The organism is Nitrospirillum goiasense (assembly GCF_034427435.1).
Taxonomy (GTDB): Bacteria; Pseudomonadota; Alphaproteobacteria; order Azospirillales; family Azospirillaceae; genus Nitrospirillum.
Window position 1 is genome coordinate 1,054,854 of record NZ_JAXQNP010000002.1, and the last position, 18,215, is coordinate 1,073,068.

The window sequence follows — 18,215 nt, forward strand, 5'->3', positions numbered from 1 at the left end:
GGAGCCCGGGAAAGGGGATCTTCAGGCCTTCGGGTTCAAAAGGCGTCTCGTCCCTCGGCAATGTTCAGCAACTGGGAGAACACGAACGTGGCCGGCGCGCGCCCTGCCGCTGGCACCAGTTCACGCAACAGGCCGTTGTCGCGCAGATCGCGGATGATCTTTCTGGCCGTCGGCGGTGGGATTTGGGCTGAGGCGATGAAATCCGGCGTCTGGAATATGGGCCGCTGGAAAATCCAGTCGAGGGCCCGCACCGCGTATTGCGAGTGGGTGATCTCCACCACCCAATCACGTTTGTCCTGATGCAGGGCCAGGATCGCCTGGGCTTTCCGGGTGTTGCCTTCGGCCTGGACGATGATGCCGCGCAGGAAGAAAGCTACCCAGCCACTCCAGTCGCCGTCGCGCGAGACGGCGAGCATCCGGCCGTAATATTCATCGCGGTTGGCTTCGAGATATTCTGATAGATAGAAGTTGGGCCGCGACAGTAGCCCATGAGCATAGAGGAATAGCGGGATTAGGAGCCGCCCGATGCGCCCGTTGCCGTCGAGAAACGGATGGATCGCCTCAAACTCGGCATGAACAATGGCCAGCTGTACAAGCCGATCTGGCGCATCGGTGTGAATGTAGGCCTCCCACGCCGACATCGCCGCCTCGATCTTGTCAGCGCCTGGTGGCACGAAGCGCGCCTGCTCGATGGTGCAGCCCTCTGGTCCAATCCAGTTGGGAATGCGGCGGTATTCGCCGGGATCCTTGTGGCGACCACGGACGCCATCCATCAACACGCGGTGCGTGGCCTTGATGAGCCGCTGCGACAGTGGAAGCCAGGACATCAGGCCGGACGCCTCACGCAAGGCGGCACGGTAGTTCAGAACTTCGCGGGCGTCCGCTTTCTTTGGGGTACTCTCGTCGAACAGGCGGCCCTGCGCTTCAAATTCCAGCACCTCCCCCAGCGTCACCTGCGTTCCCTCGATCTTGCTTGAGAGAACAGCTTCGCGGGCCGTCAGTGGGGATAGCAGGACGTCAGGATTGGGAATGCCGGAGAGCACGCCCTCGTACCGCGCAATCGCGGCATTGGCGGGGCCAACCAGCGGGAACAAGGTTGGGAGATCAAGCTCCGCAGGTGGAAACCGTCCGTCGTGGTAAGCAACAGGCAATGGAGTCTCCGTCGGGCCATCATGGGTGAGCGCGCGTGAGCCACAGGCTGCTCTTGATGATCGTCTGCCGAAAGCTACACCATTTGATGATCGTGAAATAGGATTCTGCCTACATCAAGCCACCTTGTTGTTATTGGACGATCGTCAAATCCGCACATGGGGAACGGCGATTTTTCTCCGCCTATGAGGCCGCGCCCCAAGAGACGGCCGGTGCCCCTATCACGACGGTACAATAGGCTGGAGCGGCGGCGGCATGTTATTGACGCGGCATCCATTTTCGTCCTTCGAGGGACCCGGGCGCCGTGACCTACCTGATCCTGTTCGTCGTTCTCGCCTTCGTCTACCGCTTCGCCCTGCTGGCGGTTTCCGTCCGGCATGAGAAGGCCCTGCGCGCCGGTGGCGCGGTGGAGCATGGCGCGCGCAACACCCTGGCGCTGACCATCGCCCACATTGGCTTCTACCTGGCGGCGACGGTGGAGGGGCTGGTGCGGGGGGAGCCCATCGACGCGGTCAGCGGCTTCGGCTTCGCCATCTACCTGTTCGGCGCCGTCATGCTGCTGGTGGTGGTGCGGCTGCTGGGGCGGCTGTGGACGGTGAAGCTGCTGATCGCCCGCGACCACCAGTTGGTGACCCACCCGCTGTTCCGCCTGGTGCGGCACCCCAATTACTTCCTGAACATCCTGCCCGAGCTGGTGGGCTTCGCCCTGACGCTGCACGCCTATTACACCCTGGTCATCGGCCTGGCCGTCTACCTCATCCCCCTGGTCACCCGCATCCGGCAGGAGGAGCGGGCCATGCGCGAGACCTTCGCCGCCTATTGACCCGGAAAACCTACTGACCGGGAAAAATCGCTGGACCGGAGGGCGGGGCGCCCCCACTTCAAAGGGCGGTTCCCATGTGGATGGGCGCCATTGGGGACGGAATCAGAGGGACGGTATGACCGCGGGTGAGGCCACTGACAGTCACGCTGCCGCCACCGACCCCCGGCCCGCCAAGGTGTCCGACATCCTGCAGGCCCTGGCGGCGGAGGAGGGACGGGAGCGGGTGGCCATCGGCGACCTGCTGACGGCCCTCAGCGACCGGGCGGTGGGCGCCCTCATCTTCGTCTTCGCCCTGCCCAACGCCCTGCCCATGCCGCCCGGCACCTCGTCCGTGCTGGGCTTGCCGCTGCTGTTCCTGACGGCGCAATTGGCGCTGGGCCGCCGGCCCTGGCTGCCGCGCTTCATCGCCGACCGGTCGCTGGCGCGCAAGGACTTCGCCGCCATGATGGCCAAGGTGGCCCCCTGGCTGGCCAAGGCCGAGCGCATGCTGCGGCCGCGCCTGGGCGTGGTGGCGCGGCCGCCGGCGGAAAACGCCGTGGGCGCCCTGTGCTTCCTGCTGGCCCTGATCCTGTTCCTGCCCATTCCCCTGGGCAACATGCTGCCCGCCGTGGCCATCAGCGTCGTGGCCCTGGGCGTGCTGGAGCGCGACGGGGTGTGGGTGCTGCTGGGCCTGGGCACGGGCATCGCCGCCGTGGCCATCGTCTGGGGCGTGCTGCTGGCCCTGCTCAAAAGCGGGCTGTTCGTGCTGGAACATGCGCTGGGGATGTGAGCCCGCGACCGCGGGCGCTGGAAATTTCCGGGGAGCCGAAGGCGGACGCTTTGAGCCTTACGACGTGCCGGCGGCGGACTTCTCGATGCGGTTGATGTGGTCCAGGCCCGGCAGGATTTCGGAGCGCACGAACTCCACCCGCTTCATGGGCCCGCCGCCACCATGGGGGAAGCGCGCCTTCCACAACGCCATCTTCACCGCCAGCCCGCACAGCACGCCGCCGATGGTGACATGGTGGGCCGAGATCTGCGCGCGGACGGAGCGGAAGCTGTCGGCGTTGATGTCGTGCCAGAAATCCTTGCTGCGCCGGTCGAACGCCTCGAACCGTCCGGTGATGGAGGTGGTGATGCCCGTCAGCATGCGCATGACGTCGCCGATCATCTTCATCATCAGGCGGTCACGGGTGACCATCTCGCTCTTGGTCGCCTCGTTCACCCAGCCCATGAAGCGCTGCACCTCTGGCACCAGGCCGTCCAGGCAACTGCGGAAATAGGCCAGCGACAGGAACACGTCGCCGTATTCCTCCAGGAAGCTGGGGATGTCCTGAAGCTGCACGTTCAGCTTCTGCGACAACAGGGTCAGGTTGCGCAGCGCCTCTTCCCGGTCGGGGTTGGCCAGCAGCTCGAACAGGTCGGCGATGTCGTTGATGGGGCGCTGCTCCGACCCATAGACCTGCTGGATCAGGGGCAGGGTGAAGTCGCGCATGTAGGTGGTCAGTTCCAGGCGCTTGCCCGCCGACAGGCGCAGGTAGGTCACATCCTCCACCGGGATGCCCAGGCGGCGCAGCTCGATGCGCAGGCTGTAGACATCGTAGCTGTTCAGCTGCGTCAGCCGGTGGATCTGCGCCATGTCCACGCGCATTTCCTTGGGATGCGACGGGTACATCGTCGCCAGGTGTTCCGGGTTGATCTGGCCGCTGCCGGCCGACCGGTCCTGGAACACCTCCACCACCGTTTCCAGCCGCGCGTTCTTGATCAGGCGCGCCCGCTTCAGGCCGGGCGTCTGCACCGGGATCATGCCCAGGGGCAGGATGTGCAGGGCATCGCGATCGTCATCCGCGAACAGCGCCTCAGCCTCGGCGGCCACCGGCGCATCACCGGGGGCGACCTCATCATCGGAAGGGGCGGGCGAGGAGGTCAAAGGCGGCGGGGTCCGGGGGCATAGGGCGGGGCGGCGGGGCCACGCGGCGGCGATCCCGACCCTGCGTCAGGTATAGACGATGGCCGGTGTGGTCAAGGGCGGTATTCGACAGGAGGGGGGGCCCGGTGTCATGCAGCATGGCGATGGCGGGGGCCGGACCCCACCCCCTTGGACATTTGCGCCGCGCCAGCACGACGCCTACAGTCATGCACAGGCAGAGGGTGCACGCCTTGGAATCACTTCGCCAATGAGATGCTTCGTGGGGAGAAAGGCCGGGTCTGGACCATGCGCCGGTCGATGATGGCTGCCCTCGCGGGCTTGGCGGCCCTGCAGCTGGGGCTGGCCGCTGCCGACATGCGCGCGGCCTGGGGGACGGCCCGCGATGCCCAATCGGCGCACCTGCTGGTGGTGTCCGCGCGGGACATGGCGGTGGCCATGGATGCCCAATCATCACAGTGGACGTCGGCCGCCCTGACCCTGCGCGCGCCAGGCGCCGCCCTGGTGGAAGAGGTGGCGCGGCGCCGTCGGCAGGCGGACCGCGCGTTGGATACCGCTTTGGATGCACTGCCCGCCCTTGCCGCGCTGGAGGGGGCCCGCCAGCGGCTGGCCGGCGTGCGCCAGGAACTGGCGGGCCTGCGCCGGGCGGCGGACCAGTCCTTGAACCAGGCCCTCCCGGCTTCTGAACCCTTCGCAGTCCCCTACACGCCCCTGCTGCGCGACTGGCTGGCGGGGGAACGGGCCCTGGCGACGGCGGAAAGCCGCCTGGTGCGGGAATTGGTCGCCCTGGCCGCGCAGGATCTGCCCAACCCGGACGCGGATGTCGCGGCGGACGCGCTGGCGGCCCGCCGTGATGCCGACCTCGCCTGGGCGGATGCGGTGACCGGCGCGTCCGCCGCCGCGTCCACCGCCCTGCTGCTGGACTGGCGCGGCGCCGCCCGGCCGGCAACCGGCGACGGCGTGGCGGCGGCCATGGCGCGCTTCGCTACCGCGCTTGCCGGGCAAGGGCCAAGGGACCCTGAGGTGGGGCAACCAGCGGATCCGGTGGCGGCTCAGGCGGCCCTGGCCGACATTGGGGCCGTGGCCACCCGGGCGCTGGACCGCTGGGCGGCCGTGCCCGTACCCGCACCCGCCTGGGCGGCGGTGGCGGCCGGCGCCCCGCTGGCCGGTGCCACCCTGCTGACTCTGGTCATCCTGGTGGCCCTGCGCCAAGGTGTCTTCGGCGCCGTCTCGCGTACCGCGCGGCTGATGCGCGACCTGGCGGAAGGGCGGGTGGCCCCGTCGCCGGCCCCCATGCCGGGCACGGGGCGGGACGAGACGGTGGCGGAACTGCACAGCGCCCTGGCCCTCTATTGGTCGCACGCCCGCCGCATCGAGCGTGAGACCCTGCGGCGCGAACGGGCGGAGCGCCTGCTGACGGTGGAACGCAAGGTGCTGGGCATGACCGCCGGCCGCGCGCCCCTGTCGACGGTGCTGTCGGCCCTGTGTTCCGGCATGGAGTCGGACCTGGAAGGGGGGCTCTGCTCCATCGTGCTGGTCGATGCGGACGGGCGGCACATCCGCACCGGGGCGGCGCCCAGCCTGCCCGCGTCCTTCGCCCGGGCGGTCGACGGCGCGCCGGTGGGGCCGGTGGCCGGGTCCTGCGGCACGGCCATCCACCGGGGTGAGCCGGTCATCGTCACCGACATCGCCAACGATCCCCTGTGGCAGGACTACCGCGCCGCCGCGGCGGAGGCGGACCTCGCCGCCTGCTGGTCGATTCCCATCCAGGCGGGCGACGGCCGCGCGCTGGGCGCCTTCGCCATCTATTTCCGCTCCCCCCGCTCACCGGAAGGCTGGATGCTGGACCTGGCCCGCCGCGCCAGCCGGCTGGCCACCGTGGCCATTTCGGCCGAGCGCGGGGCGGAGGAGTTGGAGCGCGCCAAGGCCGCCGCTGAACTGGGCAACCGCACCAAGACGGAGTTCCTGGCCAACATGAGCCACGAACTGCGCACGCCCCTGAACGCCATCATCGGCTTCGCCGAGGTGCTGGAGGGGGATTTGCGCCGGGCCCCGGAGCAGGCGACCAACGCTGGCTATGCCGGCGACATCGTGGCCAGCGGGCGCCACCTGCTGGCCATCATCAACGACATCCTGGACGTCTCGAAGATCGAGGCGGGCAAGGTCGAGCTGCGGGAACGGGTCTGCGACGTGGCCGCCCTGGTGGCCGGGTGCGAGCGGATCGCCCGGGGCCGGGCCCTGGAAAAGCGTATCGAGCTGGTCACCACCCTGGCGCCGGATCTGCCGCCGCTGCTGGCGGACGATGTGAAGATCAAGCAGATCCTGCTGAACCTGCTGTCCAACGCCGTGAAGTTCACCGACGCCGGTGGCACGGTGTCGCTGACCGCCACCATCAATGCCGAGGCGCAGATGGTCATCGCCGTCAGCGACACGGGCATCGGCATCGCCGACGCGGACCTGTCCAAGGTCTTCGTGCCGTTCCAGCAGATCGACAACGTCTATGCCCGCACCACACAGGGCACCGGCCTGGGCCTGTCCCTGTCCAAGGGCCTGGCCGAGTTGCATGGCGGCCGGCTGGACATCGTCTCGCGGCTGGGCCGGGGGACCACCGTGTCCCTGGTCCTGCCCAGCCAGCGCCTGTTGACCGGCGGCGGTGCCGGTGACACCGGCCGGGGCAGCAAGGCCGCCGGTGCCGCGCCTTCAGCCGTCCTGGCCCCCGCTGTTTTGGCGGCCGCCTTGGGCGACAAGGGCGCCTGAGGTAAAACGAAACCCCCGGAAGCGGGGCTTCCGGGGGCTCGAAACCAAACGCCTCATGGCCCAGCCAAAGGCCAGGGTCACCGCATCTGGGGATCAGATGTAGTAGGAGGCCAGCGGGGAGAAGCCGTTGAAGTTCACGGCCGAGTAGGTGGTGGTGTAGGCGCCCGTCGCCAGGATGTCGACCTTGTCGCCGATGCGCAGGTCCACCGGCAGGCGGTATTCGGCCTTCTCATACAGCACGTCGGCGCTGTCGCAGGTCGGGCCGGCCAGGATCACCGGTTCCGCAGCGCCGCCGTCGTGGGGCGTCTGGATGGGATACTTGATGGCCTCGTCCATGGTCTCGGCCAGGCCGCCAAACTTGCCGATGTCCAGATAGACCCAGCGGCGGTCGTCGCGGTGCGACTTGCGCGAGATCAGCACCACTTCCGAGCGGATGACACCGGCGTTGCCCACCATGCTGCGGCCCGGCTCGATGATGGTTTCCGGCAGGCGGTTGCCGAAGTGCTTGCGCAGCGAGGCCTCGATGGCGTTGCCGTACTCACCCTCGCTGGGGATGTCCTTCAGGTAGCGGGTGGCGAAGCCGCCGCCCAGGTTCACCATGCGCAGCATCACGCCCTTCTCTTCCAGGGTGCGGAAGATTTCGGCGGTCTGGGCCAGGGCCTTGTCCCACTGGGTCAGGTCGCGCTGTTGCGAGCCGACATGGAAGGACACGCCATAGGGCACGACGTTCAGGGTGGAGGCGGCCAGCAGCAGCTCCGCCGCCATGTCCGGCTCGCAGCCGAACTTGCGCGACAGCGGCCAGTCGGCGCCTTCGCCCGAGGTCAGGATGCGGCAGAACACGCGGGCGCCGGGGGCGTGCTCGGCGATCTTCTCCAGCTCTTCCCGGCTGTCGAAGGCGAACAGGTTGATGCCCAGCGCGTGGGCGCGGGCGATGTCCGACGCCTTCTTGATGGTGTTGCCGAAGCTGATGCGGTCGGCGGTGGCGCCAGCTTCCAGGCAATACTGGATTTCCGGCAGGCTGGCGGTGTCGAAGCAGGACCCCTGCTCCACCAGCAGCTTCAGGATTTCCGGCGCCGGGTTGGCCTTCACGGCGTAGAAGATGCGGGCCTCGGGCAGGGCATCGCGCAGGTTGCCGTAATTACCGGCGACGACGTCCAGGTCAACCACCAGGCAGGGGGTGGCGGGCGTGTTCTCAGCGAAAAAACGAGCGATCTTCTCGGTCATCGATGACTCCGAGGCCAAAAGGCATATCAGGGGATGGATCGGGAATGGGGGCTTAACCGGGCAAAGGCCCGGGTCCGTTCAAGCGTGCCAATGAAGCGGCCGGCCCGAACGGGTCAGATACTGGAGATATGCCCAGGCGGCGCGAGGAAAACGCAAAGCACCGGCCCGGTCTGACTGATGACCGCCTGATCGTGGCCAACCCGACTCTGCATCAGAGCGGGGGCGAGGGATCGAGGAAAGGCGGGCGCGTGCCCACCGACAACAACATCAACCATCGTAGCCTCCAATTCGCCGCCTTGCTTAAGGGACGGACGAGGATACGCGTTACGTCGTTGCATAACCCACGGGGTGGAACCATTCCGCCCGGGGCCATAGGCACGTGCGCTGCGACTACGCGCTATATAAGATGGAAAGCCGGGGTTGCACAGCGATTTTTTTCGGGCGGCGGCGGGCCTGCGACGACATGGCCAAGCGGGCGTTTCGGTGGCGCGCGCGGCCCGCCACAAATCTCAATTTCGCCACTTTTGCGGCCCAAATTGGCCATGTCGCGGTGGCCTTATGCGCATAGAGGACGACGCGACAGTGACCCCTGCCGGGGTCGGAAGCCCCTCCCGCCCGGTCTCCCCCGACCGGCCTACCGGAGGTGTCCTCTCCAGCCTGCCCCGGCTGGTGTATCAAACGGCCACCGCACCTGCCCCCCGCGGTGGCCGTTTTTCTTTTTCGGTTCCCTTTCGTATTCCAAGCGCCAGAGATTGGGGTTGCGGGCGATTGATCCAGCGCTTTGTGGCGTGAGCGCCGCCGGCCTATAGTCAGGGCCCTTTCGACTCCGGCGCCCAGGGCCCATGACCTCAACCGCTCTTTTCACCGGCCGTGATTTGCTGTGCCTGCGCGGCGGGCGCCTGGTGTTCCAGGATCTGGACTTCCAACTGGCCGCGGGGGGCTGCCTGACCCTGGTGGGTCCCAACGGCAGCGGCAAGTCCACGCTGCTGCGCCTGATGGCCGGCTTGCTGAAGCCCTTGCGTGGCACTATCGCCTGGGATGGCGTGTCCTTGGGCCAGGATCCGGAGGCGCACCGCGCCCGCCTGCACTATGTCGGCCACCTGGACGCGGTGAAGGCCAGCTTCACCTGCCGGGAGATGCTGGCCTTCTGGGCGGGCTTGCGCGGTGCCGGCGGGGTGGACGCGGCCCTGGCCGCCTTCGCCATCGACACCATCGCCGACGTGCCCGGCCGTTTCCTGTCCGCCGGCCAGCGCCGCCGCCTGTCGCTGGCCCGCCTGGTCGCGGCCCCGGCACCCCTGTGGCTGCTGGATGAACCCACCGTGGGCCTGGACCGCGCCTCCGTCGCCCTGCTGGAGGACGCCATCGCCCGCCATCGCGCCCAGGGCGGGCGGGTCGTGCTGTCCACCCACATCGACCTCGCGACTCCGGGCGGCGCCGTCCTGGACCTGGCCGCCTTCACGCCGGTCGAGGATGACGAAAGCCTGGACGGGGACGATGGGGCGGAGGACGCCGCCTGATGCTCCGCCTCATCCTGCGTGACCTGCGCCTGGTGCTGCGCCAGGGCAGCGACGCCACCGCCGCCCTGATGTTCTTCGTGCTGTGCGTGGTGCTGTTCCCCTTCGGCGTGGGGCCGGAGCCCAACGTGCTGACCCGCATCGCCCCCGGCGTGCTGCTGATCGCGGCCCTGCTGGCGGCGCTGTTGTCCATGGAGCGGTTGTTCCAGGGGGATTTCGAGGACGGCAGCCTGGAATTGCTGCTGCTGTCGCCGCTGCCGGCGGAGGGGGTGGCCGTCGCCAAGGTGGCGGCCCACTGGCTGGTGACGGGCGTACCCCTGATGCTGGTGGCGCCCCTGCTGGCCCTGCTGCTGCGCATGCCGGGGGACCAGTTGGGCCTGCTGGTCGGCACCCTGGCCCTGGTCACGCCGCTGCTCAGCCTGATCGGCGCGGTCGGGGCCGCCCTGACCCTGGGCGCCCGGCGCAGTGGCGTGCTGCTGCCCCTGCTGGTGCTGCCGCTCTACATCCCCGTGCTGATCTTCGCCGCCGCCGGCCTGGACGCCGGTCTGTCCGGCCTGTCGCCCCGGCCGCACCTGCTGCTGCTGGGCGGCATGCTGTGCGGGGCGCTGGTCCTGGCCCCCCTGGCCATCGCCGCCGCGCTGCGGGCGGCGCATGAGTGAGCTAAGCTGAAGCATGATCCGGAGTTTACGATCGCTTGTCAGCGCGGTGGCGCTGTTGTCCCCGATGATGGCGACGGCCGACGACGGGATCGCCACCGCGGGCTGGAAGGTGTTTCGCCAAGGCGGGATGGAGGCGCGCTACCCGTCACAGTGGGTGCGATGGGATGAGGCGGGCAACGAGCTGTTCCTCACCAGCACCCACGAGCGGCAGGAAGCGGTCATCATCGTCCATGGCGAAGCGATGATCAGCTTGGGCGAATTGACCCCGCCGGTTCCCGGCAAGCCCCGCACCGCCTACCGGGAGGGGAAGGATGTCGATCAAGTTTTGAGCGACACGGTCATCCCGCACCGGACCGAAGACCCTGACGCCTGCGGCGACGTTGAACGGTTGGCCACTGTCAACGAGGTCGGCCCGAATGCTTTCGAGGTTAGCGTGATCTATCTATGCACCATCAAGGGCCGGTCGTTTCAAACGGTGCTGTCTTACTGGCGAGAGCCGGGCCCGCGCCCCGAATGGGAAGGCACAGCCCTGGAAATCATGCGGTCCTTGCGTCTGCCGTAAAGCCAACTTCACGATCATTCGCCCCCTACATCATTGGGCGTGATCCATATCAATTTACGGCGTATCCCGATGGCAAAGGCTGGCGGGCGTGGTACATAACGGGGCCATGCATCGCTTCGCCAACCCCGCCCGCTTCCTGAAGATCGCCAACGCCGTGCTGCCATGGGTGGCCGGCCTGTCGGTGGTCTGCTTCGCGGCCGGGCTGTACCTGGGCCTGATCGCCTCGCCGCCGGACTACCAGCAGGGCGACACCGTGCGCATCATGTACATCCACGTGCCCGCCGCGTGGATGAGCATGTTCACCTACAGCACCATGGCCGTGGCCGCCGCCGCCGCGCTGGTGTGGAAGCATCCCCTGGCCGAGGTCTACGCCAAGGCGGCCGCCCCCTGGGGGCCGGCTTCACCGCCCTGTGCCTGCTGACCGGGTCCCTGTGGGGCGCGCCCATGTGGGGCACCTGGTGGGTGTGGGACGCGCGGCTGACCAGCGTGCTGGTGCTGTTCTTCCTCTATCTCGGCTACATGGCCCTGGTGGACGCCTTCGATGATCCGGCGCGGGGCAATAAGGCCGGCAACATCCTGTTGCTGGTCGGGGCGGTGAACGTGCCCATCATCAAGTTTTCGGTGGAGTGGTGGAACACCCTGCACCAGCCGGCCAGCGTGTTCCGCCTGGGCGGCCCCACCATCGCCGCCAGCATGCTTTGGCCCCTGTTGCTGCTGGCCGTGGCCTTCCAGAGCTATTTCTTCGCCGTCGTCATCCTGCGCATCCGGGCCGGGCTGGCCGCCCGCCGGGTGCAGACCCTGCGCCTGGGCCAGGCGGGCTGAGCCCCGGGATGGTGGCCCCGGATGGGTGGGACAACGGGACCGGCGGCGGTCGTTTCGGCAGCGTGATAGTTTTGCGGCGTGATGGTTTGACGGCTGTTCCGGCATCCCGGCCCCTCAAGCGGGCCTTTGAATGGCGGGCCTTTGGGTGAGAGTGTGATGGACGGGTTCCTGTCGATGGGCGGATACGCCGCCTATGTGTGGTCATCCTACGGGGCGGCCACCGTGATCCTGGTGGGCCTGCTGGTGCTCAGCCTGTCCGGCCTGCGCCGGGTGGAGCGCACCCTGGCCACGCTGGAGGCGGCCAAGCCGCGCCGCCGGCGCGAGGCCAAGGCGGGCCCGGCCCCCGCGGCCACCCCTGCCACCGAGACCACGCCATGACCCGCAAACGCCGCCGCCTGATGATCCTGGTGCTGGCCCTGCTGGGCCTGGGCACCGCCACAGCGCTGACCCTGTCGGCCTTCCGCGACAACATCGTCTTCTTCTACAGCCCGTCCGACCTGGCGGCCAAGCCGCCGGGCGGGCGCACGGTGCGCATCGGCGGCCTGGTCGAGGCCGGCAGCCTGAAGCGTGAGGGCGGGATGACCGTCACCTTCCAGGTGACCGACACCGCCAAGTCGCTGCCCGTCACCTACACCGGCATCCTGCCCGACCTGTTCCGCGAGGGGCAGGGCGTGGTGGCGGAGGGCAAGCTGGGCCCCGATGGCGTGTTCACCGCGACCGAGCTGCTGGCCAAGCATGATGAGAAGTACATGCCGCCCGACGTGGCCGACGCCCTGAAACGCGCCGGCCATCCCGGCAAGCCCGGTGACGCCCCCCCTGGTGGCGCCCCCGTCGCGGCGGGGGAGGAGCATCAGACCTCCACCCTGCGCACCCATCCCTGAACGCTCATTCCGGACGACGCCCCATGATCCCCGAGCTTGGACACTACGCGCTGATTCTGGCGCTGGTCGTGGCCCTGGTGCAGTCCGTCATCCCGTTGTGGGGGGCGGCCCGCGGCGACCGGGGGATGATGGAGGTGGGGCGCACTGCCGCCTATTGCCAGTTCGCCGCCTTGGCGCTGGCCTTCGGCGCGCTGACCTACGCCCATGTCGTGTCGGACTTCAGCGTCCTGAACGTGGTGGAGAACAGCCACACCGACAAGCCCATGCTCTACAAGGTGGCCGGCGTCTGGGGCAACCATGAGGGCTCGCTGGTCCTGTGGGTGTTCATCCTGGCCCTGTTCGGCGCCATGGTCGCCGCCTTCGGCCGCAACCTGCCGGCATCGCTGCGGGCCCGCGTCCTGGCGGTGCAGGGCATGATTGGCGTCGGCTTCCTGTGGTTCATGGTCGCCACCAGCAACCCCTTCACCCGGGTGGACCCGGCGCCGCTGAACGGCCACGACCTGAACCCCCTGCTGCAGGACCCGGGCCTGGCCTTCCACCCGCCCTTCCTTTACCTGGGCTATGTCGGCTTCAGCCTCTGCTTCTCCTTCGCCGCCGGCGCGCTGATCGAGGGGCGGGTGGATGCCGCCTGGGCGCGCTGGGTGCGCCCGTGGACGCTGATCGCCTGGTCGTCGCTGACGCTGGGCATCGCCATGGGGTCGTGGTGGTCATACTACACCCTGGGCTGGGGCGGCTGGTGGTTCTGGGACCCGGTGGAAAACGCCAGCCTCATGCCCTGGCTGGCCGGCACGGCGCTGCTGCACTCCGCCATCGTGGTGGAAAAGCGCGACACGCTGAAAAGCTGGACCATCCTGCTGGCCATCGTCACCTTCACCCTGTCGCTCATGGGCACCTTCCTGGTGCGCTCCGGCGTGCTGACCTCCGTCCACGCCTTCGCCTCGGACCCGGCGCGCGGTGTCTTCATCCTGGCGCTGCTGGTGGTGGCGACGGGCGGTGGCCTGCTGCTCTACGCCCTGCGGGCGCCCATCCTGAAGGCCGGCGGCCTGTTCGCCCCCATCAGCCGTGAGGGCGGGCTGGTGCTGAACAACCTGCTGCTGTCCACCGCCTGCGCCACCGTCTTCCTGGGCACGCTCTATCCCCTGTTCATGGACGCGGTCGGCGGGGGCAAGATTTCCATCGGCCCGCCCTTCTTCAACGCCACCTTCGTGCCCCTGATGGTGCCGGTGGTGGCGGTCATGGCGATGGGCCCCCTGCTGTCGTGGAAGCGGGCGGACCTGGCCGGCGTGCTGGGCCGGCTGAAGATCGCGGCGCTGGTGGGCGTGGTGGCGGCGCTCGCCGGGCTGTGGTTGGCGGGCACCAAGCCGGTGCTGGCGCTGCTGGCCCTGGGGCTGGCCGGCTGGGCCGTCATGGGCGCCGTGGTGGACGTGACCGACCGCATCCGCCTGTTCCGCATCCCCCTGGCCGACAGCCTCAGCCGCGCCCGCCACCTGCCGCGCGGCGCCTGGGGCACCGCCCTGGCGCATGCCGGGCTGGGCGTGGCGGTGGCCGGCATGGTCGGCACCTCCGCCTGGACGTCCGAGGCCATCCAGGTGCTGCACATCGGCCAGTCGGTGGACGTGGCCGGCTACAGCTTCCGCCTGGACAGCGTGGATGAGGCGCCGGGCCCCAATTACACCGCCCGCCGCGCCGTGCTGACCGTCACCCGCCACGGCGACTTCGTGGCCACCCTGGCGCCGGAGCAGCGCTTCTACCCCGTCACCCGCATGACGACGACGGGCGCCGCCATCCACACCAATTTCTTCAGCGACCTCTATGCCGTGGTGGGCGAGCCGGCGCCGGACGGCACCGGCTACAACACCCGCTTCTATCGCCACCCCCTGGTGCCGTGGATCTGGGTGGGCTCCATCCTCATGATGGCCGGCGGGCTGGTCAGCCTGTCCGACCGCCGCCTGCGCGTGGGCGTGCCGCTGAAGCGCGCCGTGCCCCGCGCCGCCGCCCTGCCGCCGGCCCCCGCCGAATAAGGTTCCCCGCATGCGCCGCCTGATGTTCCTGATACCCCTGGTGCTGTTCCTGGGCCTGGCCGGCTGGTTCGGCGTGCGCCTGAAGCAGATCGACCAGGGCGACACGCCCGACCGCCTGCCCTCCGTCATGATCGACAAGCCGGTGCCCGCCTTCGACCTGCCGCCGCTGGTGGACGGGCAGCCGGGCGTGGCCACCAAGGACCTCGGGGATGGCAAGGTCCGCCTGGTGAACTTCTGGGCCAGCTGGTGCGCGCCCTGCCGCGCCGAACATCCCATCCTCATGCGCCTGGCGGGGCAGGGGGTGGATATCCGCGGCATCGACTACAAGGACAAGGCGGCCGACGGGCAGGCCATCCTGGCCCGCGACGGCAACCCCTATGCCGCCGTGGCCCGGGACGAGAGTGGCCGTACGGCCATCGATTTCGGCGTCTATGGCGTGCCCGAAACCTATGTCATCGACCGCCAGGGCCGCATCCGCTACCGCCAGGTGGGCCCCATCACGCCGCAGGATTTGCAGAACCGCATCCTGCCCCTGATCAATGAGCTGTCGAAATGAGGCGGGCGCTTTTCACCCTGGTCCTCGCGGCCACGCTGCTGTCGGGCCCCCTGGCCCACGCAGTGCAGCCGGATGAGATGCTGGCCGACCCGGCGCTGGAGGCGCGGGCGCGCGCCATTTCCAAGGATTTGCGCTGCCTGGTCTGCCAGAACCAGTCCATCGACGACAGCGACGCCCCCCTGGCGCGCGACCTGCGCCTGCTGTTGCGCGAACGGCTGGTGAAGGGCGACAGCGACGCCCAGGCCGTGGCCTTCCTCACCGACCGCTATGGCGACTATGTCCTGCTGCGCCCGCCGGTGCGGCCGTCGACCTACCTGCTGTGGTTCGGGCCCTTCGCCCTGCTGGTCGTGGGTGGCGGCATCCTGCTGTGGCGGGGCCGGCGCGGCACGGTGGGGGCCGAGGCGGTGGCGCCGCCCCTCTCGGCGGAGGAAAAAGCCCACTTGGCCCTGCTGATGGATGACAAGGACGAAGGGAAGGGGCGGCCATGATGGCGTTCTGGATCGCCGCCGCCCTGCTGACGGCGGGCGTGCTGCTGGCGCTGCTGCGTCCGCTGATGAGGCGTTCCGCAGGGGCGGAGACGCCGGGTGCCGAGGGCACGCCGGAAGTCGCCATCTACAAGGACCAGTTGGCGGAGATCGAGCGCGATGTGGCGCGCGGCCTGCTGACCGATGACCAGGCCGCCGCCGCCCGGACGGAGGTCAGCCGCCGCCTGCTGGCCGCCGATGCCCGGGTCCAGGCCGCGCGCGCGGTCGCGGCGGCGACGCCCACCCCGCCGGCCAAGCCGTCACGCCTGCTGGCCACGGCCCTGATGGCGGCGGTGCCGCTGCTGGCCATGGGTATTTACCTGCGCCTGGGCAATCCGGACCTGCCGGGCCAGCCGGCGGCCAGCCGCACAGACCAGGGCGCGAATGCCCAGGCCCAGGGCGTGCTGCGCACCCTGCAGGCCCGGGTCGCGGACCATCCCAAGGATTTGGAGGCGTGGAAGGCCCTGGCCACCACCCAGGGCATGCTGGGCCAGAATGACAAGGCCGCCGCCTCCTGGGCCAAGGCCGTCGAACTGGCGCCGGATGACGCCAACCTGCAGGCGTCGCGGGCCGAGGCGCTGGTGCTGTCGGCCGATGGCGTGGTCGGGCCGGAGGCCAAGCAGGCGCTGGCCAAGGCCCTGGCGCTGAACCCCAAGGAGCCCCGCGCGCGCTACTACGACGGCTTGGCCGTGCGCCAGGCCGGCGACCTCAAGGGCGCCATCACCCGCTGGTCCGCCCTGCTGGCGGAAAGCCCGGCGGACGCGCCCTGGGTGCCCTTCCTGCGTGGCCAGTTGGGCGAGACGGCGACCGAGGCGGGCATGGACCCGGCGGCGGTGACGCCGCAGCCGCTTCCGCCCGCTGGCCCACCCGCGACCTCCACCTCCGCCCCCCTCCCGGCGCCACGGCCCCAGGTCCCACGGCCCCAGGTCCCACGGCTGACGACATGGCCGCCGCCTCCACCATGTCCAGCGACGACCGCAACACCATGATCCGGGGCATGGTGCAGCGTCTGGCGGACCGGCTGAAGGCCCAGCCCAACGATGGCGAGGGCTGGTCCCGCCTGGCCCGCGCCTATCGCGTGCTGGGGGAGACCGACAAGGCGGCGGAGGCCGAGGCCAACGCCAAGCGCTATGGCGCCGACACCACCGCCGCGCCGGCCGCCGGCGCCGTCCCGCCCGGCATGCCGGACCCGGCCACCATGACGCCGGAACAGCGCTCGGCCACGGTGAAGTCGCTGCTGGCCCAATTCCAGGCGGCGGCGGAGAAGGAGCCGGGCAAGCCCGAGGGCTGGGCGCGGCTGGCCCAGGCCTATGAGGCGACGGGCGACGTGGCCAAGACGCGGGAGGCATGGGCCAAGGCCGTGGCCGCCGCCCCCGACGACGCCCAGATCAACCTGGCCTATGCCCGCGTGCTGCTGCCGTCGGATGGTGGCCACCCGCCGCCCGCCTTCTTCACCGCCCTGCGGGTGGTGCTGAAATCCTCGCCCAACAACCCCCAGGCCCTGTGGTATCTGGGGCTGGACGCGGCGGAGAATGGCCGCAAGGCGGAGGCGAAGGACCTGTGGGGCCGCCTGCTGCCCCTGCTGCCCGAGGGCTCCGACGACCGCAAGGAACTGGAAGGCCGGCTCAAGGCCCTGGGATCCTGACCTTCATCCACCGGGGTAAGTGGCAAGGGGCGGGCGGCTGGTGTTGCGCCGCCGCCACCCTATCCCTTGGTGTGAAGTCATGCCCGATGCAAACCATAGGTGAATGACCTAAAGTGCGGGTATTGTCCGCGCATGCCGCCGGTGCGCCTATCCTTGCGGCATATGCCCCGCCACCCAAGATCGTTTTCCCGCGATGCCAGGATCGCTTTTCCGCGATGAATGAGTCCCCCTGCCTTCCGCCGCCGGTTTGGCCGGTGTGGTGGACGAGCATCTCCGGTGGATAGGCCAGTGGCACCGCGCGGCGTTCTTCAACCAGGGCGACGGCGTCGTCCTGCCTGTGCCCACGGCCTTTCCCGCCTGGGTGCGCGGCGCCTCGGGAAGCGAGTTGGCGGACCAGCCCGCCATCGACCGCTTGATCTCCCTGCATGACCAAATGCACCGCATGGCCCGCCTGGTGCACATGCGGGCCTGCGAGGGCCAGCCGCCGTCGCTGGCCGCCTATGAGGCGGTGATCGAGAAGTTCGACGAGTTCATGGGCCTGCTGCGGCGGGTGGAGCGGGCGTTCAGCGTGGCCGGCAGCGGCATCGACCCTCTCACCGGCCTGCGCAACCGCACCGGCCTGCGCGAGGAGATGGAGCGCGAGGCCAACCGCTACCGCCGCACCGGCCGGCCCTTCTGCGTGGCCCTGTGCGACCTCGACAAGTTCAAGTCGGTCAATGACACCTATGGGCATGAGGCGGGGGATCGCGTGCTGATGGCCGCGGCCGGCGCCATCAACCGCGGCATCCGCAGCTTCGACGAGGCCTTCCGCCTGGGTGGCGAGGAAATCCTCATCCTGCTGAAGGACGCCACCGTCATGGACGGCTACGCCGTGGTGGAGCGGCTGCGCCAGGATATGGAGGCGCTGCCGGTCGCCATTGGCGGCGGGCGCACCATCCACTTCACCGCCAGCTTCGGATTGGCCGAAGCGCAGCCCGATGGCGATCCGGAGGATCTGGTGGCGGAGGCCGACGCCGCGCTGTACACGGCCAAGCACCAGGGCCGGAATCGGGTGGTCCGGGCGGGCGCGCCGGCCCGGGTCGCTGCGGGGCAGCCATGAGGCTTGACCAACTGGTCAGGATCATCCGGCCGGGGTAACCGGTCACCGCTCCAGCCGGTGTTTCTGTCGTCCG

17 protein-coding genes and 1 pseudogene are annotated in these 18,215 nt (G+C 69.4%); 15 read left to right on the forward strand and 3 right to left on the reverse strand.

The features are described from left to right. Nucleotides 1-35: 35 nt before the first annotated feature. Nucleotides 36-1,094 (reverse strand): Fic family protein, encoded by a 1,059-nt coding sequence (locus ULB03_RS07320; protein WP_322482557.1) that lies wholly within the window; start codon nucleotides 1,092-1,094, stop codon nucleotides 36-38. 359 nt (nucleotides 1,095-1,453) lie between these two features. Between ULB03_RS07320 and ULB03_RS07325 the strand changes: the two genes are divergently transcribed. Both ULB03_RS07325 and ULB03_RS07330 read left to right on the forward strand, forming a co-directional pair. Next, nucleotides 1,454-1,972 (forward strand): isoprenylcysteine carboxylmethyltransferase family protein, encoded by a 519-nt coding sequence (locus tag ULB03_RS07325; protein ID WP_322482558.1) that lies wholly within the window; start codon nucleotides 1,454-1,456, stop codon nucleotides 1,970-1,972. A gap of 115 nt (nucleotides 1,973-2,087) precedes the next feature. Beyond that, entirely contained in the window at nucleotides 2,088-2,741 is a 654-nt protein-coding gene (locus ULB03_RS07330) for an exopolysaccharide biosynthesis protein (RefSeq protein ID WP_322482559.1), read from the forward strand. A 57-nt stretch (nucleotides 2,742-2,798) separates the two neighbouring features. Here ULB03_RS07330 and ULB03_RS07335 read toward each other — a convergent pair whose 3' ends face one another. Then, nucleotides 2,799-3,881 (reverse strand): hypothetical protein, encoded by a 1,083-nt coding sequence (locus tag ULB03_RS07335; protein WP_322482560.1) that lies wholly within the window; start codon nucleotides 3,879-3,881, stop codon nucleotides 2,799-2,801. A gap of 297 nt (nucleotides 3,882-4,178) precedes the next feature. On the opposite strand from ULB03_RS07335, the gene ULB03_RS07340 reads away from it, so the two are divergent. Continuing rightward, the gene (locus ULB03_RS07340; protein ID WP_322482561.1) at nucleotides 4,179-6,635 is read left to right on the forward strand and encodes an ATP-binding protein; all 2,457 of its coding nucleotides are present in this window, start codon (nucleotides 4,179-4,181) and stop codon (nucleotides 6,633-6,635) included. A gap of 93 nt (nucleotides 6,636-6,728) precedes the next feature. Here ULB03_RS07340 and ULB03_RS07345 read toward each other — a convergent pair whose 3' ends face one another. Further along, on the reverse strand, nucleotides 6,729-7,859 hold the full coding sequence (locus ULB03_RS07345; protein ID WP_322482562.1) for a type III PLP-dependent enzyme: 1,131 nt from the start codon (nucleotides 7,857-7,859) through the stop codon (nucleotides 6,729-6,731). An 842-nt stretch (nucleotides 7,860-8,701) separates the two neighbouring features. On the opposite strand from ULB03_RS07345, the gene ccmA reads away from it, so the two are divergent. The 12 genes and pseudogenes from ccmA (at nucleotide 8,702) to ULB03_RS07405 (ending at nucleotide 18,142) form a co-directional block, all read left to right on the forward strand. Beyond that, nucleotides 8,702-9,376 (forward strand): heme ABC exporter ATP-binding protein CcmA, encoded by a 675-nt coding sequence (gene ccmA / locus ULB03_RS07350; RefSeq protein WP_322482563.1) that lies wholly within the window; start codon nucleotides 8,702-8,704, stop codon nucleotides 9,374-9,376. Further along, on the forward strand, nucleotides 9,376-10,032 hold the full coding sequence (gene ccmB / locus ULB03_RS07355) for a heme exporter protein CcmB (RefSeq protein ID WP_322482564.1): 657 nt from the start codon (nucleotides 9,376-9,378) through the stop codon (nucleotides 10,030-10,032). The genes ccmA and ccmB overlap by 1 nt, the downstream gene beginning before the upstream one ends. 13 nt (nucleotides 10,033-10,045) lie before the next feature. After that, nucleotides 10,046-10,594 carry a hypothetical protein gene (locus ULB03_RS07360; RefSeq protein ID WP_322482565.1) on the forward strand — a complete coding sequence of 183 codons (549 nt, stop codon included), beginning with the start codon at nucleotides 10,046-10,048 and terminating at the stop codon, nucleotides 10,592-10,594. A gap of 106 nt (nucleotides 10,595-10,700) precedes the next feature. After that, nucleotides 10,701-11,416, forward strand: a pseudogene (locus tag ULB03_RS07365) (heme ABC transporter permease). Nucleotides 11,417-11,572: 156 nt separating this feature from the next. Beyond that, on the forward strand, nucleotides 11,573-11,794 hold the full coding sequence (gene ccmD, locus ULB03_RS07370; RefSeq protein WP_322482566.1) for a heme exporter protein CcmD: 222 nt from the start codon (nucleotides 11,573-11,575) through the stop codon (nucleotides 11,792-11,794). Then, complete coding sequence (gene ccmE / locus ULB03_RS07375; protein ID WP_322482567.1) at nucleotides 11,791-12,297, forward strand: cytochrome c maturation protein CcmE; 507 nt, start codon at nucleotides 11,791-11,793, stop codon at nucleotides 12,295-12,297. The genes ccmD and ccmE overlap by 4 nt, the downstream gene beginning before the upstream one ends. A 23-nt stretch (nucleotides 12,298-12,320) precedes the next feature. Then, on the forward strand, nucleotides 12,321-14,318 hold the full coding sequence (locus tag ULB03_RS07380) for a heme lyase CcmF/NrfE family subunit (RefSeq protein ID WP_322482568.1): 1,998 nt from the start codon (nucleotides 12,321-12,323) through the stop codon (nucleotides 14,316-14,318). Between the two features lie 10 nt (nucleotides 14,319-14,328). Beyond that, the gene (locus ULB03_RS07385; protein WP_322482569.1) at nucleotides 14,329-14,874 is read left to right on the forward strand and encodes a DsbE family thiol:disulfide interchange protein; all 546 of its coding nucleotides are present in this window, start codon (nucleotides 14,329-14,331) and stop codon (nucleotides 14,872-14,874) included. Continuing rightward, the gene (locus ULB03_RS07390) at nucleotides 14,871-15,362 is read left to right on the forward strand and encodes a cytochrome c-type biogenesis protein (protein ID WP_322482570.1); all 492 of its coding nucleotides are present in this window, start codon (nucleotides 14,871-14,873) and stop codon (nucleotides 15,360-15,362) included. Before ULB03_RS07385 ends, ULB03_RS07390 begins: the two co-directional genes overlap by 4 nt. After that, on the forward strand, nucleotides 15,359-16,387 hold the full coding sequence (gene ccmI, locus ULB03_RS07395; protein ID WP_322482571.1) for a c-type cytochrome biogenesis protein CcmI: 1,029 nt from the start codon (nucleotides 15,359-15,361) through the stop codon (nucleotides 16,385-16,387). The genes ULB03_RS07390 and ccmI overlap by 4 nt, the downstream gene beginning before the upstream one ends. Next, the gene (locus ULB03_RS07400; RefSeq protein ID WP_322482572.1) at nucleotides 16,342-17,043 is read left to right on the forward strand and encodes a tetratricopeptide repeat protein; all 702 of its coding nucleotides are present in this window, start codon (nucleotides 16,342-16,344) and stop codon (nucleotides 17,041-17,043) included. The genes ccmI and ULB03_RS07400 overlap by 46 nt, the downstream gene beginning before the upstream one ends. 256 nt (nucleotides 17,044-17,299) lie before the next feature. Further along, nucleotides 17,300-18,142, forward strand: a complete 843-nt coding sequence (locus ULB03_RS07405) for a diguanylate cyclase (RefSeq protein ID WP_322482573.1) — start codon at nucleotides 17,300-17,302, stop codon at nucleotides 18,140-18,142. Nucleotides 18,143-18,215: the final 73 nt, after the last annotated feature.

Bases quoted from the DNA above. Each gene is read 5' to 3' on its own strand.
- ULB03_RS07330 (WP_322482559.1), top strand. From the start codon at position 2,088: ATGACCGCGGGTGAGGCCACTGACAGTCACGCTGCCGCCACCGACCCC.
- ULB03_RS07340 (WP_322482561.1), top strand. From the start codon at position 4,179: ATGATGGCTGCCCTCGCGGGCTTGGCGGCCCTGCAGCTGGGGCTGGCC.
- ULB03_RS07345 (WP_322482562.1), bottom strand. From the start codon at position 7,859: ATGACCGAGAAGATCGCTCGTTTTTTCGCTGAGAACACGCCCGCCACC.
- ccmA (WP_322482563.1), top strand. From the start codon at position 8,702: ATGACCTCAACCGCTCTTTTCACCGGCCGTGATTTGCTGTGCCTGCGC.
- ccmB (WP_322482564.1), top strand. From the start codon at position 9,376: ATGCTCCGCCTCATCCTGCGTGACCTGCGCCTGGTGCTGCGCCAGGGC.
- ULB03_RS07360 (WP_322482565.1), top strand. From the start codon at position 10,046: ATGATCCGGAGTTTACGATCGCTTGTCAGCGCGGTGGCGCTGTTGTCC.
- ccmD (WP_322482566.1), top strand. From the start codon at position 11,573: ATGGACGGGTTCCTGTCGATGGGCGGATACGCCGCCTATGTGTGGTCA.
- ccmE (WP_322482567.1), top strand. From the start codon at position 11,791: ATGACCCGCAAACGCCGCCGCCTGATGATCCTGGTGCTGGCCCTGCTG.
- ULB03_RS07380 (WP_322482568.1), top strand. From the start codon at position 12,321: ATGATCCCCGAGCTTGGACACTACGCGCTGATTCTGGCGCTGGTCGTG.
- ULB03_RS07385 (WP_322482569.1), top strand. From the start codon at position 14,329: ATGCGCCGCCTGATGTTCCTGATACCCCTGGTGCTGTTCCTGGGCCTG.
- ULB03_RS07390 (WP_322482570.1), top strand. From the start codon at position 14,871: ATGAGGCGGGCGCTTTTCACCCTGGTCCTCGCGGCCACGCTGCTGTCG.
- ccmI (WP_322482571.1), top strand. From the start codon at position 15,359: ATGATGGCGTTCTGGATCGCCGCCGCCCTGCTGACGGCGGGCGTGCTG.
- ULB03_RS07400 (WP_322482572.1), top strand. From the start codon at position 16,342: ATGGCCGCCGCCTCCACCATGTCCAGCGACGACCGCAACACCATGATC.